Source organism: Streptantibioticus ferralitis (assembly GCF_029223525.1).
GTDB classification, from domain to species: Bacteria; Actinomycetota; Actinomycetes; order Streptomycetales; family Streptomycetaceae; genus Streptantibioticus_A; species Streptantibioticus_A ferralitis.
Window position 1 is genome coordinate 148,829 of sequence record NZ_JARHTQ010000015.1, and the last position, 18,124, is coordinate 166,952.

The window sequence follows — 18,124 nt, forward strand, 5'->3', positions numbered from 1 at the left end:
GTGGAACTGCCCCTCAACAACGAGCCGCCCGGGAGGAAAGCGCAGGTCAGCCCCGCATCCTTCTGCATGTAGTCCCGCCGGGGGCACTCCGATCACTGACCGTGTTTTCGCAGGTCAGGGCGGCCATCTGCCCTACCGGTGCCCTTACCGACAGGTGCGATGAACCGCATGGTGCGATTTGAAGATCAATCCGCCTTGGGGTGCATTACCGCAGGTGAGCGCGCGCAGCAACGGTGGATCCGCCCTTCTGCCACCGCCGCAGGTTCGAGTCATAGGGGGTAACTGGAGCTAGCGCCTCGTCACGCTCTGCGGTCAACCCTGCTCATACGGGTTCGTCGTCCCGCGGATGGGGGTCCGACCCGTGTGAGTCAGCTTCTCCGGATGCCGGACTGGCCTCGTTCCCGGCGCTCGGCTCTGGCACAGCCGCCCGCCCCGAATGCTCGGCGACCCAGGTCAGCACATCGCGCATCGCAGCGGCCTGCTGCAGAGCCAACGCCTCCGCTTCTGCCCTATCTTTCTGAGCCTCGATCACGCAGATCTCAAATCTGAAGGCCAGCGGACGCCTTCCGGAAGCATCGGCCGCAACGTCCTCGGATTCGCTGGCGACGTGTTCAGTACCCACGTACCACAGGCTCTCGCAAGAGCCACCCCCCTACTGGAAATCAAGGCGCAGGCGACACATACGGATGACCCAGAACCCATCGGTGAGGTCATCGGTCACGCTGGTACACCGGGTGACGTGACCGACGGTGATGGCCAGCCGGGAGCTTCTCGTCGGTCAGCCACTCCAGGGCGTGGCGACGCCCTTCCAAAGTTCGCCTGCCGTAGGCGCGCCAACAGTGAGCAGCAGCGGGCGATCTGACCATCTGGGTGGCCCAGCCTGAAGGTGAGGAACTGGCTGGGCTTGTAAGGTCATCCCGGTTGATGCCTGCGTAAAGATCTGGCCCCGGCGAGAGAGACATCATCCCCCCACGGAGCTGATACCCCCCGACCAGTCAACTGAAGGTGAGGACCTCTTGCCAAAGGCAGCCTTCTCGCTTGGTCACTGGCGCCGCGCGCCGCAGCTGAACCGCTGCGAGGCGACGCCGAAGGAACTTCCACCGCAGCGACGCGGATGACGAGGGCGCGCTGCCCGGCGACTACCGCAAGATCCAGGCGATCGTGCGGGAGGCCGAGGGCCCGGTGCGGGTCAGGGCGGTCGGCGAGCGGCCGGGTCTGGACGCCTCGGTGCGCGGCAAGCTGGAACCTTTGCGGGCGAAGATAACCAAGCTCGCCGACCGCGGCTGGCTGCACAAGCGGGGCGACGGGCGGTTCACGGCACGCCCGTAGTCGCGCGGGCTGTGCCCGTAACTGACGGTCCTCCGACGGCAGTTGAGTTGGGGTGTGAAGGAAAACAACGGTCTCGCCGAGGGCCCTGACGGCCTTGTTTACACTGCCCGCCTGCCGCTGTCGAGCGCGACCTTGAACTATATTGCGGACCTGATGCGCGGTCGCCTGAAGAAGATCGGCTCGCGGTGGCGGGCGCTGCCCGCGGGGAAGATCGCCCGCATCGTGCTGACGGTGCTGCGCTGCGACCAGCGGCCCGGCGATCTGGCCGACGGGAACGGGGTGCACCGCACCACCGTGAGCCGGTGGGTGCGCGAAGTCGTCGGCCTGCTGGCCACCCGAGCCCCGCGCCTGGACCGCGCGTTGGGGAAGATCACCCGAAAGGGCGGCGGCGTGGTCCTGCTGGACGGCTCCCTCATACGCACCCGCCGTCCACCGGAGCGGACAACCGGCCGAACTACTCGGGCAAACACAAATGCCATGGCCTGCTCGTGATCGCGCTCACCGACGACCGCGGTCGACTGGTATGGATCTCCGCGGTTCGGCCCGGACGCACATCCGAGATCACCGCCTGCCGACACGACAAGCTCACCGCCCACCTGCGGGCCGCCGGGCTCGGCGCCATCGCCGACCTGGGGTTCATCGGCCTCGACGACGGTCCTCCTGACGCCGACCCAGCGGTGATCACCGGCTACAAGGCGGCCCGGAACCGACCCCTGACCCGCGGCCAGAAGCTGTCCAACAAGGCACTGGCCGCGGTGCGGGCCCCGGTTGAGCACGGCTTCGCCCATCTGAAGAACTGGAGAGTTCTCGGCAAGGTCCGCACGGATCCGAGGTGGGCGACCACGCTGGTGCGGGCCCTGCTGGTGCTTACGAACCGGCAGGTGGCCCGCTGACGAATGATCGAGTCGGTGGACTACCGCTCCGGACCTGCCCGAGCTTCCTGACGCCTACCCACACCAAGCCGTCTGACGTGCAGTTTTCATTACGCACGGGTCTCATTGGGGCCTCGCTCACGCGAGGTCCCACGACGGGATCAGACGGTGAGGACGAGCTTGCCCTGGAGGTGACCGGCGTCGAGCAGCCGGTGCGCGTCGGCGACGCGCTCGAACGGGAACGTCTCCTGCACGTGAACCCGGAGCCTGCCCTGTTCGACAAGTTCGACGAGACCTCGCAGTGCGACTGGATCGGGGTCGACCGCGATGCCGCTGAAGCGCATGCCGGCCGCCTCGTACTTGGCGGTGAGCTCCGCATCCTCCTCGGCGACCGCCGTCACCAGGTGACCGCCTGGGCGGAGCACTTCGAGCGACCGCTCGACGGTGTCGCCGCCGATGGTGTCGAGCACGACGTCGATGTCGCGGACTGCCTCGGTGAAGTCGGCCGCCGTGTAGTCGATCACCTCGTCGGCGCCGAACCCCTCGACGAACTTCCGCTTGCTCCCGCTGGCGGTCGCGATCACGTGCGCGCCGAGCGATTTCGCGATCTGGATCGCGACGTGGCCGACCCCGCCACCACCGCCGTGGACCAGGACGCGGTCGCCCTCGGTCACGCCGCCGAGGTCGACGAGGCCCTGCCACGCCGTCAGCCCGACGATCGGCAGCGCCGACGCCTCGACGTGCGAGAGCGACGCCGGCTTGCGTGCCAGGTGCAAAGCCGGCGCCGACACGACCTCGGCGTACGCGCTCGCCGCCCGAGGGAACAGCGGCATCCCGAACACCTCGTCGCCGTGCCTGAACCGCCACGTCTGCGGCGCCTCTTCGACCACGCCGCTGATGTCCCAGCCGAGGACGAACGGCGGCCGGCCGATCAGCGGGAACTCGCCGGAACGCAGGCGCGCCTCCAGCGGGTTCAGCCCGATCGCCTTGACGCGGACGACAACCTCGGTCGGGAGGGGCTGGGGCTCGGGCGCGTCCACGATGGTGAGCACCTCGGGACCGCCGAGCGTCTGCTGGGTGATGACTCGCATGACTCTCCTGGCTTTGAAGGGGGGAGAGAACCCAGGCTAGGTTTCCGATAGGAACCAGCAGGTACCTTTGGCGCCATGAGCGGTTTCGGTCCCGGTGATCCCTTTCTCGCGGACTGTCCGGCGCGTCTGGCGGTCGAGCTCATCGCCGACAAGTGGACGGTGGTCGTGCTCTACGGCCTCAGCAAGGGCCCGGTGCGCCATGGCGAGCTGATCGAGCTGATCGGCGGCATCTCCCGCAAGATGCTCACCCAGACGCTCCGACGGCTCGAGGCACACGGACTCGTCCGCCGCCACGCCTACGCCGAGGTGCCGCCCCGCGTCGAGTACGAGCTCACCCCGCTCGGGGCGACGCTGATCGATCCGATCCACATGCTGACCGAGTGGGCGAGGGCGAACGGCGACGCAGTGCTCGATGCGATCGACGCCGATCCCGAGCCAGTCACCCATACCGACTGAGCCCCCGCTAGGTGTTCTGAGTATCCTCTCGGCCGCTACTCGGTATCGGCCCGCCGCGCTCGGTCTGCAGGCTCTCGATTACCGGAGCGACAGCCCCGGCGTCGGCCCGGGCCTGCTCGGCCAGGCGATTCAACACCCGCTCCGCGACCGCCAGTTCATCCCGCTCGGCCTGGACCTCCAGGAGTTTCTTGGCCAACTCCTCGGCGAGGGCATCCAGTTCGCTCCGGCAGGCGGTAATCCACTGCCGCTCCTGCATCCCCCGCGCCCTCCCGCGTTCTCACCGCGTGCCGACCTACTGACGGAACGTAGGCGGGGGCCGGTCGTGGGCGCAGCCGAACCCGGCATCCCGCCGGAGCCGGACCCACCCGATGATCTACGCCATGGTCATCGGCACCGACCGGCACGAGTACCCAACTCGTCATTCACACCAGACCCGTGACCTGCGACTTCACGATGCACACCGCTCAATGGGCCTACTGAAAACGCGAGTTCGGTCCCCACGACGTGCCCGCCGCGATGCCAGTGCCGTTACAGGCTGATCTTGTCCGTCTGTTAAGTGTCCCCGGGGGGACTTTAGCGCTCGTACCAAGAGCCTTGGGCAGGAATCGGTGAACTGCGGCTGGGGTCGCAGTCCCGAACAGCGCTCTGCGGATGCCAAACGGTGCCCGATGGGTAGGGTGCGAGCCAGCGACCAGTTTGCGGGCAGGGGGCGGCGGCAGTTGGGATGGCGTGAGGAGATCGTTGCGGGGCTGGGTGAATGGATCGCGAACGAGGGGGGCGCGGGAAAGCCGGCGCGCTGGCAGCGCTTGGGGAGAGCGGTCCGCTCGGGTGGACCTGGTAGTTACGCGGTCGACCTGCGCGGCTTCGACATCGGTCCTGACCAGCTCGATGGCCTGAAACTCGCGGGGCCAGAGTCGGACAGCATCCAGGCGAGCGGGTTCTCCGTTTCTGAGATCGTTCAGAACGGCTCACTGCTCACGATGAAGGTCCCCGAGTTCGCCGACATCCCGGACCCGTATCTGTGGCTGCTGAAGCAGCCGCCGACCTTCCTGATCGAGGCGCTTCGTGACGGTGTCGCAGGGCTGGGCGAAGCCCCACTGGCCAGTGCGCTGGCCGCGGGGATGATTGGCGGCGAGTCGTCGGCGATGCCCGTACCGCCCGGCTTTCACCCTGCTCAGGGCGATGCCTACCGGGCATGTCTCGGCAAGGGCGTCCAGTTGGTGTGGGGGCCGCCGGGCACCGGCAAGACCACTGTCCTCAAACGCGCCATCGGCGACCTCATCGCAGCTGGTGACCGTGTGCTGCTGGTCTCTGCCACCAACATCGCCGTCGACAACGCACTGCTGGGAGTAGTCAAGGAGAAGCGGCACCGCCCCGGTGACATCGTCCGCGTCGGTCCCCCACAACTGAGGGAGGTAGCCGACAACCCCGAGGTGTCCCTCCCGGCCATGGTGCGTGAACGCCTCATGGAGGTCGAAGCGCGGCGCCGCGGGATCGAGGGCGAACTGATGGCGATCCGCGCCCGCACCGCGGAACTAGCAGCGCTGGGCACGGAACTCGTCGGCTTCGACCCCGATGCATACTTCGCGGCGCTGAAGCTCCTGCGGATTCCCGGCCAAGACCTGGAATCCACCACCGCGCGGGCGGCTGACGGGAGCGCCCTGTTGGCAGGTGCAATACAGGCCCTGCAGCAGGCGGAGACAGCCGTGCACGAGGCGCGCTCGCGTGTCACAGCCGCCGATCCTGCACGTCGTCGGTGGGACGAGGCCGACGGGATCCGGAAGCAACAGACCCAGGTCCTCAAAGCGGCAGAGGGCAAGGACGCAGCGGCTCTGCTCAGCGAAGGCCAATGCCTGGAGCTGCGAGAGCAGTTACAGGAGTTGGAAGGCAAGGGCGCCCTGGCCAGATGGCGCGCGCGAGGGGGCATCGAAGGGCTCCGCCAGCGGCTGTACGAAGCTGAACAACAGGCAATCCTCGAACGCGGTGAAGCAAGAAGCGCTCGCTCCACGGCCAACGCCCACTACACCACGCTCGAAACGCGGTTGGTGGACCTGATCGCGGACATCCCCTATACACGCGAGCAGATCAGCGAACTCGATTCGGCGCTCGCATCGGCACGAGCCGCCAAGGAAGCCGCCGAGCGCCAGGTGTCCGCGGTACGACGTGAGGCCGAGAGCCGTGAACAGGCGGCACGGCGTGCCCGGGAGGCGCACGCCGTTGCAGCGCACGCGGAGCAGAGGGGCTGGCCAGCCCTTCACGCGAAGGCGGAGCGGCTACGGCCACTCGCGACGGCCGACAGCAAACGGCACAGCGACCTGGAGAAGCAGTTCCAGCAGGTCCAGGAGGAGTACGAGCGGCTCGCTCGCAACGCTCAGGGTGAGATCATCAAGAGCGCCAGGCTGGTTGCCACCACACTGGCCAGGTTCCGTACGAACAAGGCGGTCTTCGAAGGCCCCTACGACGTCGTCCTGGTCGACGAGGCAGGGGCGGCAACGCTGCCCGAGGTGATCCTCGCCACCGGGAAGGCAGCTCGCGCCGCCGTGCTGCTTGGGGACTTCATGCAGCTCGGGGCCGTGATCCCGCAGGCGCTCAAGGACCTCGACCGGCCGGACGTCAAGCGCTGGCTACTCCCCGACGTCTTCCAGCACTGCGGGATCACGGACCCGGAGGACGCGGGGCGGCATCCGGCCTGCGTCACACTGGTCGAGCAGCACCGGTTCGGCCCAGCCGTCATGCGGCTGGCCAACGAACTGGCCTACGGAGGCGTGCTGCAGGGCAGCAGCCAGGTTCTGGCGCCGAGACCGCCTAACGACCCCGAGATCGTTCTCGTCGACACCGACGGGCTGCACGAACTGGCGCGAGCCCATCTGACCGGCAGCCGCAAAGGCTGGTGGGCGGCGGGTTCGCTGATCTCCAGGGCACTGGTCGAACTGCACCGCGAGGGCGGTGAGGAGGCTGGAATCGTCACGCCGTACGGGGTGCAGACCGAAGCCACCCTTGAAGCCCTCCGGGACGTTGAGCCCGAAGGCAGGCCACTGGCCGAGGTCGGCACGGCGCACCGGTTCCAGGGACGTGAGTTCCCCGTCGTCATCTTCGACACGGTGGAGGGAGCGGACAGCCGCGAGCTGTGGATGGCCCGCGCCCACCGTCAGCCGAACGCCAACGAGTGGGAGCGCAACGGAGTCCGGCTTTTCAACGTCGCGGTCACCCGAGTTCAGACGCGTCTGTACGTCATCGGCAGCTGGCAGCGCATCGAAGGGGCGAAGCGCGGTACGGCGCTCGCCCATCTGGCCGCGATGGTCGGTACACCTGGGGTACGACGCCTCCAGGCCAAACAGCTGATCACTCCGCCTCAGGCGCACGGCCCCCACCTCGGCGAGTTCGGCTCCGCCCTCGCTGAGGTGCTCAGTCGGCACGTGGAAGTCACTGACGTCCAAGACGAGTTGGCCTTCTACAGCACCTTCGAGGACCAGATCCGTGCGGCCAGGGCATCCTTGTGGCTGTGGGCGCCGTGGGTGGCGAACAGGGTCCGCGGCATCCTTCCCCTGTTGCGGGATGCGGTGCGGCGCGGAGTGCGGGTCACGGTCTTCATCCGTGACGACACCGACCAGATCCAGGGCAAGCCCGCGAATCAGGACCTCATCGCGGACCTGAGAGCCGTGGTGCACACGGTCGTTCCCATCAACGTCATGCACCAGAAGGTCGTGGTGATCGACGAGCGAACGGTGATGCTCGGGAGCCTCAACACGCTCTCCCAGAGCTGGACCCGGGAGGTGATGCTGACCATGCGCGGTGCGTATTTCGCTCGCAAGCTGATGGCGCACCTGAACGCCGAGGTGTTCTCCCGACCGCCCAAGTGCGGCAGATGCGGAGGCACGAGCATCGAGATCCGGCGCCGCAAGAACGGCAACTGGTTCTGGCGCTGCTACGACGCTGTCTGCAAGACGGGGCCCTCAGGCAGGAGCGACGCCTGGAACCGTGACATCCGGCTCAGCGGGACGCGTTGAGACGCGCCCCGGGCAGCCTCGCAATGGCTCGCTTCCATTCTGGCTACACGTCCGAATTTCAAGGTTTTCGGCACCAATGTGGAGCGTCATCCTGGTCATGGGAGCCCTCCTCGGGCGGGGGCGTGCAGGGCTCGTTGGGGGCGGCGATGGCGTATGTGCCGATCTTGAAGGGCAAGCGTGGTGAGTTCAGAGCGTTAGGGGAGATGGCGCCCGCTGTCCAGGCCGATGTTCATCCGGTCCTGGAAGTCGTGAACGATCAGCTGCTACGGGACGTCATGGAGACCTTCCGCGAACACGCCTGGAACCAGCTGCCACCGGGGTTGGATGTCGCCGTTGACTGCAGTGACCTCTGGCGGACTGGCCCGGTCGGAGGGGTTTGGTCCGGCCACCCGATGAACTGGCTCAGCGAAGCCTTCGGGGCATGGCTGCTTCCGCTCATTCCTGTCTTCCGCCCACACGATCCGCTTGGAGCGCTGGCGGAAACGCGTGATGTGCATCGTGCGCATCATCGTGGAGCCACCCTTCGGCTCCTCGTCCTCGAACTGTCCAGCGACGCATCAGCAATCTCTCGTACGTGCCGCGACGCACTGCGGGCGGTGAAGCTCGTCCCGGAACAAGTGGATCTATTGCTCGACGCCGGCTATCTCTCGGGAGACGCGGCCGTGGCCGAAGCGCTGCCCGCGATGCTGCACGCGCTGAACTGGGCTCAGTCGGTGCCCTGGCGCAACGTCGTGGTGGCGTCCGGCGCCTTTCCTCGTTCCTTGGCGCGCATGGTACGAGGGCGCCTCAACCGCGTGCACCGCTGGGATGCCTCGCTGTGGCACAAGGTCGCGCGAAGTACTGAGGGGAAGCCACCGCACTTCGGTGACTATGGCGTCAGTCATCCGGCGATGCCGATGGGTGGTCGAGGGAGCATCCCCAACCTTCGCTACACCAACGGCGAAGTCTGGGACGTCTACGTTGCATCTCGACGGCACCCCGGCAATGACGGCTTCTTTGCGATCTGTCGCGAGTTGGTGTGCTCCGACCGATGGCCCGCTCATGGTGAGACGGTGTCGTGGGGCGACGAGCAGATAGCGAGGTGCGCCCGGCGTGAACGCCCGAAGGGCGGTGGCCCCAGTGAATGGCGCGCGTGGGCGACGTCTCACCACTTGGCGGTAATCACTCAAGCATTGCGGTCGATGGGCAGCCCGTGAACCGCAAAGGACAGGGCTGCCCTCTTCGTGGGCGCGCCAAACTGTGTCCCCATCTCCTTCTCGCCAGAGCCGCTCTGCGGTTGGAGCGCGGGGAGGCACGGTGCCCTCAGCTGGTCTAGACAAAAAGCCCCAGGCCAGCTGGCCGGGGGTGTCTTTATGGAGCGGGTGACGGGAATCGAACCCGCGCTCTGAGCTTGGGAATCACTGGCGCCCGGGGGTGCTTATGGGGTCTGACCTGCGATTACGCCAAGGTTCAGTCCCGATTTCGTGAGCCGCCTGTGACCCTTCCTGACCTTTGTTGACCGCCTTGAAGGGCACGGATGGGGCACGGCGATGGGCGGGTGTCAGGAGCTTGTTTGCCTCCTGCCACCCGCAAGGTCAGCAGCCATACCGTTTGCTGCGCCCTGAGGACGACTCCGCAGGTGCAAACATCGGAAACTGCCTCGCTGTGCGCGAACGGCTGCCTCGCCTCATCCTGGGGATATGTGTCAGGCGAGGGCGAGGAAGAGCTTTTCGAGTTCCTCCTCGGTCATCGGGGCGGCGTCGGCCTGTTGCTCGGCGGTGAGGCACTGGCGCATTCCGCTGGCCACGATCTTGAAGCCGGCCCGGTCGAGGGCTCGGGAGACGGCGGCGAGCTGGGTGACGACGTCCTTGCAGTCGCGGCCGGCTTCGATCATGGCGATGACGCCGTTGAGCTGTCCCTGGGCGCGGCGCAGCCGGTTGAGGACCGCGCTCATCGCTTCTTCTTCGACCTTCACTGGACTCCTCCTGGCTGGTGTCGACTGCGCTGTTCAGGGTACCCCGGTGGGTATATGCCGGGTCAGTGGCGACCGGCGGGTTCCGGAGCGGGCGCCGCCGCCCCGGGCGGGTTTTCGGCGCGGTGGGCGCGCCTGCGCCGGAGCAGCAGCCCTGCCCCGATCGCGGGGACCGCGGCCAGGACAAAGGGGCCGGTCTGCCGGCTGAGGACGAAGAGGCCCATGGCGACGACGAACCAGCCGAAGCCGGTGCGCAGGGTGTGCTGGGGGATGCGTCCGGCGAAGCGCCCGCCGATAAGGCTGCCGAGGACGGCGGCCGCGGTGACGGCCAGGGCCAGGCTCCAGTCGAGGTGCGCGCCGGAGAAGTGTCCGGCCAGTCCGGCGAACGAGTTCATGGCGATGACCAGCAGCGAGGTGCCGACCGCGATGCCCATCGGCAGGCCGGCCAGCAGCGCCAGCGCGGGCACGATGAGGAAGCCGCCACCGGCGCCGAGGACGCCGGTGACCACGCCCACGACAAGGCCCTGCAACAGCAGGCGGTGGAGCGGGAGTTCGCGGTGTGCCTGCCGGGGAGGCTTGCGTGGGCCGCGGAGCATCGCGGCCGCCGTGGCGAGCATCATCAGCGCGAACGCGACCAGCAGCACGGTGTCCGGGATGTAGGCGGCCAGCCGTCCGCCCGCGTAGGCGCCGGCCATGCCCGCCAGGCCGAAGAGCGTCCCGGTGCGCCAGCGCACCCGGCCCGCGCGGGCATGGGAGACCAGGCCCGCGAGACTGGTGACGCCGACGACGAACAGCGAGGTGGTGATCGCCTGCTTGGTGTCCTGGCCGGCCAGGTAGACCAGGATCGGGACGGTGAGCATGGACCCGCCACCGCCCAGGATCCCGAGGAGGACCCCGATCAGCAGCGAGGCTGCGATGGCGAGAGCGGTCACGGCCGGCTCCTGAGGGCGGCGATCACCGAGCCGATGTCGGTGCGCGCGCCGCGGTTGTAGGGCAGCTTGGCGAGCAGCATGCCCATGGCGCAGGTGTTGGTGACCGCGGCGAAGGTGAGGCCGGCTCCGACCGCAGTGGCGACCAGACCAACGCCGGGCACCGCGAGGCCGATCAGCCCGGAGACGAGCACGATCGAACCGGCGATCAGCCGGACCTGGCGTTCCAGTTCCCAGCGGGCCGACCCGCGGGTCACCGGGCCGCCGGTCGCCTCCCAGGCAACCATGCCGCCGTCCAGGACGCGCAGGTTGGGCAGTCCGGCGTCGGCGAGTGCCTGCTCGGCCTGGGCGGCGCGGGCGCCGGAGCGGCATATCAGGACGGTGTCCTCGTCGAGGTGGTGGCGCAGCTCGGCGCGGTGCTCGCGCAGCGTGTCCAGGGGCACGTTGTAGGCGCCGGGGATGTGGACGGTGTGGAACTCGCCGGGAGTACGCACGTCCAGCAGGCGCGGGCCGCTGCCGTCCTTGGTGAGTTCCCTCAGGGCGGCGACGTCGAGTCTGGCGGGGGTGCGGGTGGGGGTGGTCATGGGGACTCCGTTGTCGGTTCTGCAAGGGCCGGGCGGGATACCCGCCCGGGTATGGACCAGGATGTGGCGGGGGATGGGTGTCCGGTGGTGCGGAGGGCTGATGACGGTCGGCCTCCGCGCCGGATCCCGGCGCCCGAGGGGTGCGGTCAGGTGGCGGCGGGTTCGGTGAGCAGCGCCCAGGCGCCGTAGCCGCCGAGTACGTCGGAGACGTCCTCGAAGCCGTGGTGGCGCAGCAGGCTGGCGGCGATGGAGGAGCGGTGTCCGCCGGCGCAGTGCAGTACCAGGGGGCGGCCGGCAGGGATCTCGTCCAGGCGGTGGGGCAGTTCGCCCAGTGCGATGTGCAGTGAGCCGTCGATGGAGCCGCCCGTGCGCTCGGAGCAGTTGCGGACGTCCAGGACCACCGGCGGCTGGTCACCGGCGAGGGCGGTGCGCAGCTGGTCGGCGGTCAGGCGGCTGGCCGGGGCGACCTCGTCGGGCATCGCCGCGAGGGCGTCGTCGGGGCTGCGCAGGTAGCCGGCCACGTGGTCGAAGCCGATGCGGGCGAGGCGGGTGGTGATCTCTCCCTCGCGGTTCTGCGGCGCGATGACCAGGATGCGGCTGTCGGGGGTCAGGACGGTGCCGGCCTGCTCGGCGAAGCGGCCGTCGGCGGGGATGTTGATCGCGCCGCGCACATGGCCGGTGCCGAACTCCTGCGGGTTGCGGGCATCGACCACCACCGCTCCGGCCGCGCGCTCGGTGCGGAACTCTTCCACCGACAGCGGCCGGGGCGCGGCAGCCGGGTCGAACAGGTCGCGCTCCTGGCGGTTGAGGGTGGCGTCGTAGGCGAAGTAGCCGGGTGCGGCGGACTGTCCGGCGGTGACGATGGCGGCGAACTCGTCCTCGCTCATCGGCCGGCAGGCGTAGTTGGTGGCGCGCTGGGCGCCGATGGTGGACTGCTTCTCGGTGGAGAGGTTCTTGCCGCAGGCCGAGCCGGCGCCGTGGGCGGGGAAGACCCGCACCTCGTCGGGCAGGCCCATCAGCTTGTGCTGCACGCTGTGGTGGAGCATCCGGCCGAGTTCCTCGGCGGTGACGCCCACCGAGGCGAGCAGGTCGGGACGGCCGACATCGCCGATGAACAGCGCGTCTCCGGTCAGCACTCCGTAGGGGACCTCGTCGACGGCGTGTTCGTAGACCAGGACGCTGATCGACTCCGGGGTGTGGCCGGGGGTCTCCATGATCTGCAGGGTGACGTCGCCGAGGCTGATCCGCTCGCCGTCGGCGAGCTTGCGGATCGGGTACTCGGTCTCGGCGCGCTGCCCGTAGCCGATCCAAGCGCCGGTGCGGGCGGCCATCTCCAGGTGGCCTGCGATGAAGTCGGCGTGGAAGTGGGTGTTGATGACGGCCTCGACGGTGAAGCCGTGTGCCTGGGCGTCGGACAGGTACTCGGAGATGTCCCGGCGCGGGTCGACGACCACCGCCTTGCCGGTGGACTCGTCGGCGATCATGTACGACGCCTGGGAGAGGCAGTCGAGGTAGTACTGGGCGAAGAACACGGGGAACAACCTTTCCGATCCAGGATCTACACCGGGCTCGATATACCCGGTGGGGTATTAAAACGGGCAGGGTGGGGCCATGGCCGGTCGGTGACAGGCCGCGGCTTCGGGTAGGTCAGCGCGGATGCGGGACGGTGGCGAGGGGGTGTCCGGCCTGGGCCCAGCCGCGGGCGCCGCCGTTGACTGAGCGCTCGTCGATGCCGCGGGCGCACATCCAGTCGGCGGCCCCCAGGCTGGGGATACCGCTCGCGCAGATCGCATATGCCGGCCGATCCGTGGGGGCGTCGCCCCAGGCGGGCAGCTTCGCGAGCGGCACGAGCAGTGCGCCGGGCACGTGTCCCGCGCGGTACTCATCCGGCTCGTGCACGTCCAGGAGGACGAAGCCGCCCTCGGCCCAGGACCCGGCGAAGGTGTCGAGGTCGATTTCACGGGTCACGTCATTCCTCCTTCCATATACCCCCCCGGGTATCTTGTTTTCGAACGTAACGCCTCAGAGCCGCTGCCGTCAAATACCCCCCTGGGTATCCCTGTGGGGCGGTGAGCGGTTCGGATTGGAGGCCATGGAACCGCCCGCTGTGCACCACTGCGGCGCGGTCGACCTCGCCGGCGGGCACCACGAGCGCCGACTACGTTTCGTCGTCCGGCCCCCCCAAGGCCGGCCCGCAGCCGTTCCGAACTCGGCTCACTCCCGCAGGCGGTTCTCGTACATGCGCAGAGCGACGACGAGACCGGAGGCGGCGATGAGGGCAGTGACGGCCCAGATCGCGGTCGTCAGGCCGTAGGCGTCGGCGAAGGCTTCGACGAGCAGGGCGGCTCCTACTGCGAAGCCGCCGTCGCGCCACAGCTGGTAGACGCCGACCGTGCGGTCCCGCCAGGCGGGATGGGCGACGTCGCCGAGTCGAGGAGGACGCCGCTTACGGCGTGGCGCAGGTCACGCAATGCGATCTCGGTGTTCGAGACCGCCGCGACGCTGTTCCCGGACTGCGGGGCCCGCACTGCTCAACTTCGGCCCGCCGAACGCCTCTTGTGGTGCGCGAGTGGTGCGGTGCCCCAAACTGGTCTGGGTAACGAAAAAGGCCCAGGTCGCTGACCTGGGCCTTTCATCAAGAGCGGGCGACGAGAATCGAACTCGCGCTCTGAGCTTGGGAAGCTCATGCTCCACCTGAGTTCGATCGGCGAGAACTGCTGTCCGCGCGCATCATGGCCACCAACATCCGGGATCTGGCAGCCCCGACGTGGAGTCGCTTGCGCAGCGTCTCGGCCGAGATGGGGCGCTTGTGCGTCTCCCAGTGCCATGCGTCTTCTCGACGGGCCGAGTCAAGGAGATCATCTTCCAGGGAACGTTCCCCGTCGAGCGGCTCACAGGCTTGTTGAGGAGGCGAGTTGGAGTCCTCGGCGTTCGGGTCGCTCGCTTCGGCCGGGCTCGGCGCCTTGTTGGCCCGGTCCTGCTCAACGGCTGGAGAGGTGAGCGGAATCGGCGCCGCCGCGTGGACTCCATTGATGGCTTGCAGCAAGCCGGGGCCTACCTCAGCCCATCCGATCAGCAGCAGCGGCCCAACCGCATCGAACGCGGCCTTACCCACCTGGTCGGTGATCACCGGATCCGCCACGTTCAGCGCCAGCGTCATCACGCTGGAGAAGACCAGGAGTCGCCGCGCAGGGCGCAGTTGCTCGCGACTCGCTCCGTGCAGCGCCAAGTATCGCGTTCCCAGCAACAGTCCCAGAACCGACAGGTCCACGGCTGGGGCCACCAACGGAGCGACCACAGTGGGCACCCCCAACCGCAGCGCCAACAGCCACACGTTCCCGAACCCGAACAAAAACGTGAGCCCGACAACCGCACCCATGATCGCCGTGACCACGCGGAGAGTGGTCACCTGCTCGACGTCAGCGCCAACGTCACAAGCAGTAGTCGGCGGCCTCCTCACACCCGCCATCACAGGGCCCCGTCCTTCGTCGTGGGGCGGAACTGTCCCTCCACGATGAGTTGTCCAGGAGGAAACTGCTGGTCAGCCCTGCATCCTTCTGCGTGTAGTCCCGCCGGGGGCACTTCGGTCACTGACCGTGTTTTCGCAGGTCAGGGCAGCCATCAGTGCTACCGGTGCCCCTACCGATGGGCGCGATGAACCGCATGGTGCGATTGGAAGATCAGTCCGTCTTGGAGTGCATTACCGCAGGTGAGCCCGCGCGGCAGCAGTAAATCCGCCCTTCTGCAACCGCCGCAGGTTCGAGTCATAGGGGGCAACTGGAGCTAGCACCTCGTCGCGCTCTGCGATGTACTTTTCGTCGTCCCGCCGGTCGGAGTGCGGCGCATGCGAGTCAGCTTCTCCGCGGCCGAGAGCCAGTGGATGCAGCGGAGCCCCATCGTCGCCGTGGGCCTCGCCGAAGCGGGCCCGGCATCCAGTCCGGGAAGTGCAGTGGTGCGGACGGGGCCGCCCCGGGGCGGACGTACGGCGGACCTATCGCTGGTGGCGGATGTGGGGAGCTATGCTGCGGAGCTTCTCTCGTGTTTCCTCGAACTGCCTGTCCGGTGCCGACCCTGGCATGATCCCCGCACCGGCTCTGCGCCACGTTCGGCCGTCGTGGTGGAAAACCGTCCGCAGGACCAGCGCCGCGTCCAGGGCCCCTTCCGTGTCCGCCGTGATCACTGCCCGCCGTACAAGCCTTGCGGCGTCTCCTCGTACCGGGACAGCGCCGCCAGTGCCTCCCGCTTCGGTGCGCCCGTCGCCGTCACTGCGGGGAAGAGCATGCTGAACGCGTCCCAAGGGCCTTGGCCCTCCCGCAGCAGGCCGCTCACGAGCGAGGCCAGGTGCTGAACCGCTCGAACTTGGTGGCATCCGTGACGGGCATGCGGATCACCTCCCAAGGTGGGTGTGGACCGGTCAGCTGTTGGCTGCTCCCACCTCCCTCAGCCGCTCGTGGATCAGGCGTACCGCCATCGCGCCCTCGCCGATGGCGGAGGCAACCCGTTTGATGGAGCCGCTGCGTACGTCGCCCACGGCGAATACACCCGGCCGGTTGGTCTCCAGCGCCATGGGGGTTCGGTCCAGGTAATTCCATTCGTTCTCATGGGCGTTGGCGATGGTTTCCTGGCCGGTCGACACGAAGCCGTGCGAATCCAGGGCGACGGTGTCCTCCAGCCATCGCGTGCAGGGTACGGCGCCGATGAAGATGAACAGCGCGTGCACCGGAAGGCGGTGAACATCCCCGGTGTGGTTGTTCTCCACGGTCACCGACTCCACCGAACGGGTACCTGTCACCTCGCGGACCTCTGTGCGCGGCAGGACTTCGATCCCCGGGTGCTGCTCGATGCGGTCGACCAGGTACCGGGACATGTTGGCACTGAGATCGTCGCCGCGTACGAGGAGGTAGACCCGCGGTACCTGGCGGGTGAGGAACAGTGCGGCCTGCCCGGCCGAGTTACCGCCGCCCACCACCGCGACCGGATCGGCTCGGCATCGGCGGGCTTCCACCACCGTGGCGGCGTAGTACACGCCCAGGCCCTCCAACTCGGTGATGCCGGGAACATTCAGCCGTCGGTATCGGGCACCGGTGGCGAGCACGATCGTCCGGCCCCGGGCACTGTCCTCGTCGAGGGAGACGACGTAGTGGTCGTCCTTTCGTTCCAGTGCCATGGCACGCGCCGGAACGGTGATACCCGCACCGAACCGGGCCGCCTGGACCACGGCCCGTTCGGCGAGTTCCGCACCGCTGACACCGGTGGGAAAGCCGAGGTAATTTTCGATCCTGGAGGACGTGGCCGCCTGACCTCCGGTGGCCACCTCCTCCAGCACACCTGTGCTCAGCCCTTCGGACGCGCCGTAGACCGCGGCGGCGAGCCCGGCCGGTCCGGCGCCGATGACCAACAGGTCACACACTCGGGAGTTGGGTACGGCGGAGCGCATGCCGATGGCGCGGGCCAACTGCGCGTTGTCCGGATTGCGCAGCACCTGGATGCTGTTGAGCACCACGATCGGGGTGTCGGACGTTGGCACGCCCAGTCGTTTCAGCAACGCCTCCGCGTTCCTGTCCCGCTCCAGATCGATCCACCGGTGGGGAAGCCGGTTGCGGGCGGCGAACTCCAGCAGTCGGCGGGTGTCCGGGGAGAAGCCCGAGCCGATGATCCGGAAGCCGGTGCCCTGCCCCACCAACTCGGAGCGGCGCAGCAGATATGCGCGGAGGATGAGGTCGCCGAGGCTGGGTTCGCGCGCCAGTATGCCGCGCAACTCGCTCACTTCGACCACGAGCACCTCGCCGTCCTCGACGACCACGGCAGTGAAGAACGCGTTCTGGCCCTCCAGGAGCGCCAGTTCGCCGAGGAAGCGTCGCGGGCCGTGCACCCGCAGGACGTGTTCGTCGACCTCGTATCCCTCGATGATCGCCACCTTGCCGCTGAGCACGACGAAGAACTGAGAGCACGGATGACCCTCGCGGAAGAGGACCTCACCCGACCGCACCTGACGCCGCTCGCCGCACTCGGCCAGTATCTCGATCTGCTGGTCCGAAAGCCGCGGGTACGCGCCGTGAGCGTCGGGCGTCTCATTGGTAGGGACGGTGTCGCTGCTGCCCATGGCGGCTCCTCGCGGCATTGATTGGCGGCTCATCCCCGCCGCGGCTCATACGAACGCCTCGTGCGCATAGCACCAGCGCCAGTCCTCTCCCGGCTGGAACGAACGGACGATGGGGTGTGCGACGGCGGCGGCGTGCGCCCTGGCGTGCTGACCCGGCGAGGAGTCGCAGCAGCCCACGTGTCCGCAGGTGAGGCACAGGCGTAGATGCACCCACCCCATGCCGAGTCTCAGGCACTCCTCGCAGCCGTCCGGGGTCCTGGGGCTGACCTGGCGCACCAGGCTCAGATGGGGATCGTAACCGACGGTCATGGCTGCCTCCGGGGCGTCATGCGGGTTGTGCGCGGCTGGCCAGGGTTTTCTCCACCCAGTCCCGCAGTACGTGTGGCGGTGCGGCCCCCGCCTGTCGCGCGATCTCCGTGCCCCGATCGAGGATCAGCAGGGTGGGCACGGCCTGCACCTCGAACCGCTGTTGCAGTCGCGGGGACTTGTCCACGTCGACCTTGACCAGCTTGATCCGGCCGGCCATCTCCCGTGCGACCTGTTCGAGTGCCGGGCTGACCATGCGGCACGGCCCGCACCAGCTCGCCCACAGGTCCACCAGGACCGGCAGCGTCGCCTGTTCGGCGATCTCGGCGAAGTCCCGGTCCCCGGCGTCAGCGATCCACGGCAGCGGCTGGTGGCAGTTGCCGCACTTGGGGCTGCCCTGGGCGGCGGCCGGGATGCGGTTGGTCCTGCCGCAGTTGGCGCATCTCACGGTTCGCGTTGCCGCTGGCCCGTTGTTGTCGCTCATGGCGTCTCCCGA

The 18,124-nt window shown here is 68.3% G+C and carries 17 protein-coding genes, 1 tRNA gene and 1 pseudogene; 5 read left to right on the top strand and 14 right to left on the bottom strand.

Features of this window, described 5'->3' with window-relative positions:
- Window positions 1-1,161: 1,161 nt before the first annotated feature.
- Together P2L57_RS22740 and P2L57_RS22745 are read left to right on the top strand one after the other, a co-directional pair.
- A complete protein-coding gene (locus P2L57_RS22740; protein WP_275817448.1) occupies window positions 1,162-1,329 on the top strand; it encodes a hypothetical protein in 168 nt (55 codons plus the stop codon).
- A 54-nt stretch (window positions 1,330-1,383) separates the two neighbouring features.
- Window positions 1,384-2,222, top strand: a pseudogene (locus P2L57_RS22745) (transposase family protein).
- Window positions 2,223-2,362: 140 nt separating this feature from the next.
- Here P2L57_RS22745 and P2L57_RS22750 read toward each other — a convergent pair.
- Complete coding sequence (locus P2L57_RS22750) at window positions 2,363-3,292, bottom strand: NADP-dependent oxidoreductase (RefSeq protein ID WP_275817452.1); 930 nt, start codon at window positions 3,290-3,292, stop codon at window positions 2,363-2,365.
- A 75-nt stretch (window positions 3,293-3,367) separates the two neighbouring features.
- On the opposite strand from P2L57_RS22750, the gene P2L57_RS22755 reads away from it, so the two are divergent.
- Entirely contained in the window at window positions 3,368-3,748 is a 381-nt protein-coding gene (locus P2L57_RS22755; protein ID WP_275817454.1) for a winged helix-turn-helix transcriptional regulator, read from the top strand.
- Between the two features lie 7 nt (window positions 3,749-3,755).
- Here the strand turns inward: P2L57_RS22755 and P2L57_RS22760 are convergent, their stop codons facing one another.
- Window positions 3,756-4,004 (bottom strand): hypothetical protein, encoded by a 249-nt coding sequence (locus P2L57_RS22760; RefSeq protein WP_275817456.1) that lies wholly within the window; start codon window positions 4,002-4,004, stop codon window positions 3,756-3,758.
- Between the two features lie 412 nt (window positions 4,005-4,416).
- Here P2L57_RS22760 and P2L57_RS22765 point away from each other — a divergent pair, with 412 nt between their 5' ends.
- Window positions 4,417-7,755 (top strand): AAA domain-containing protein, encoded by a 3,339-nt coding sequence (locus P2L57_RS22765; RefSeq protein ID WP_275817458.1) that lies wholly within the window; start codon window positions 4,417-4,419, stop codon window positions 7,753-7,755.
- Window positions 7,756-7,901: 146 nt separating this feature from the next.
- Window positions 7,902-8,951: a beta family protein gene (locus P2L57_RS22770; RefSeq protein ID WP_275817460.1), complete on the top strand. Its 1,050-nt coding sequence runs from the start codon at window positions 7,902-7,904 to the stop codon at window positions 8,949-8,951.
- Window positions 8,952-9,439: 488 nt separating this feature from the next.
- Here the strand turns inward: P2L57_RS22770 and P2L57_RS22775 are convergent, their stop codons facing one another.
- From P2L57_RS22775 to trxA, 12 genes are all read right to left on the bottom strand, one after another.
- The gene (locus P2L57_RS22775; protein WP_275817510.1) at window positions 9,440-9,688 is read right to left on the bottom strand and encodes a metal-sensitive transcriptional regulator; all 249 of its coding nucleotides are present in this window, start codon (window positions 9,686-9,688) and stop codon (window positions 9,440-9,442) included.
- An 83-nt stretch (window positions 9,689-9,771) separates the two neighbouring features.
- Entirely contained in the window at window positions 9,772-10,638 is an 867-nt protein-coding gene (locus P2L57_RS22780) for a sulfite exporter TauE/SafE family protein (protein ID WP_275817461.1), read from the bottom strand.
- Window positions 10,635-11,219, bottom strand: coding sequence for a rhodanese-like domain-containing protein (locus tag P2L57_RS22785; protein WP_275817462.1), 585 nt, complete (start codon window positions 11,217-11,219; stop codon window positions 10,635-10,637). The genes P2L57_RS22780 and P2L57_RS22785 overlap by 4 nt, the downstream gene beginning before the upstream one ends.
- Before the next feature lie 146 nt (window positions 11,220-11,365).
- Window positions 11,366-12,751, bottom strand: coding sequence for a rhodanese-like domain-containing protein (locus tag P2L57_RS22790; protein WP_275817464.1), 1,386 nt, complete (start codon window positions 12,749-12,751; stop codon window positions 11,366-11,368).
- Between the two features lie 115 nt (window positions 12,752-12,866).
- Window positions 12,867-13,187, bottom strand: a complete 321-nt coding sequence (locus P2L57_RS22795) for a rhodanese-like domain-containing protein (RefSeq protein WP_275817466.1) — start codon at window positions 13,185-13,187, stop codon at window positions 12,867-12,869.
- Window positions 13,188-13,859: 672 nt separating this feature from the next.
- Window positions 13,860-13,944: transfer RNA gene (locus P2L57_RS22800), tRNA-Gly, on the bottom strand.
- The gene (locus tag P2L57_RS22805; protein ID WP_275817468.1) at window positions 13,903-14,628 is read right to left on the bottom strand and encodes a SpdA protein; all 726 of its coding nucleotides are present in this window, start codon (window positions 14,626-14,628) and stop codon (window positions 13,903-13,905) included. The genes P2L57_RS22800 and P2L57_RS22805 overlap by 42 nt, the downstream gene beginning before the upstream one ends.
- Window positions 14,629-15,210: 582 nt before the next feature.
- Window positions 15,211-15,399 (bottom strand): chorismate-binding protein, encoded by a 189-nt coding sequence (locus P2L57_RS40280; protein WP_308292504.1) that lies wholly within the window; start codon window positions 15,397-15,399, stop codon window positions 15,211-15,213.
- The gene (locus tag P2L57_RS40285) at window positions 15,396-15,548 is read right to left on the bottom strand and encodes a chorismate-binding protein (RefSeq protein WP_308292505.1); all 153 of its coding nucleotides are present in this window, start codon (window positions 15,546-15,548) and stop codon (window positions 15,396-15,398) included. Before P2L57_RS40285 ends, P2L57_RS40280 begins: the two co-directional genes overlap by 4 nt.
- 85 nt (window positions 15,549-15,633) lie before the next feature.
- Window positions 15,634-17,322, bottom strand: coding sequence for an FAD-dependent oxidoreductase (locus P2L57_RS22815; RefSeq protein WP_275817470.1), 1,689 nt, complete (start codon window positions 17,320-17,322; stop codon window positions 15,634-15,636).
- 45 nt (window positions 17,323-17,367) lie between these two features.
- Window positions 17,368-17,631, bottom strand: coding sequence for a UBP-type zinc finger domain-containing protein (locus P2L57_RS22820; RefSeq protein ID WP_275817472.1), 264 nt, complete (start codon window positions 17,629-17,631; stop codon window positions 17,368-17,370).
- A 16-nt stretch (window positions 17,632-17,647) separates the two neighbouring features.
- Window positions 17,648-18,112: a thioredoxin gene (gene trxA, locus P2L57_RS22825; protein ID WP_275817474.1), complete on the bottom strand. Its 465-nt coding sequence runs from the start codon at window positions 18,110-18,112 to the stop codon at window positions 17,648-17,650.
- Between the last annotated feature and the right edge of the window lie 12 nt (window positions 18,113-18,124).

Bases quoted from the DNA above. Each gene is read 5' to 3' on its own strand.
- P2L57_RS22765 (WP_275817458.1), top strand. From the start codon at position 4,417: ATGGGTAGGGTGCGAGCCAGCGACCAGTTTGCGGGCAGGGGGCGGCGG.
- P2L57_RS22760 (WP_275817456.1), bottom strand. From the start codon at position 4,004: ATGCAGGAGCGGCAGTGGATTACCGCCTGCCGGAGCGAACTGGATGCC.
- P2L57_RS22755 (WP_275817454.1), top strand. From the start codon at position 3,368: ATGAGCGGTTTCGGTCCCGGTGATCCCTTTCTCGCGGACTGTCCGGCG.
- P2L57_RS22785 (WP_275817462.1), bottom strand. From the start codon at position 11,219: ATGACCACCCCCACCCGCACCCCCGCCAGACTCGACGTCGCCGCCCTG.
- P2L57_RS22820 (WP_275817472.1), bottom strand. From the start codon at position 17,631: ATGACCGTCGGTTACGATCCCCATCTGAGCCTGGTGCGCCAGGTCAGC.
- P2L57_RS22775 (WP_275817510.1), bottom strand. From the start codon at position 9,688: ATGAGCGCGGTCCTCAACCGGCTGCGCCGCGCCCAGGGACAGCTCAAC.
- P2L57_RS22750 (WP_275817452.1), bottom strand. From the start codon at position 3,292: ATGCGAGTCATCACCCAGCAGACGCTCGGCGGTCCCGAGGTGCTCACC.
- trxA (WP_275817474.1), bottom strand. From the start codon at position 18,112: ATGAGCGACAACAACGGGCCAGCGGCAACGCGAACCGTGAGATGCGCC.
- P2L57_RS22770 (WP_275817460.1), top strand. From the start codon at position 7,902: ATGGCGTATGTGCCGATCTTGAAGGGCAAGCGTGGTGAGTTCAGAGCG.
- P2L57_RS22815 (WP_275817470.1), bottom strand. From the start codon at position 17,322: ATGGGCAGCAGCGACACCGTCCCTACCAATGAGACGCCCGACGCTCAC.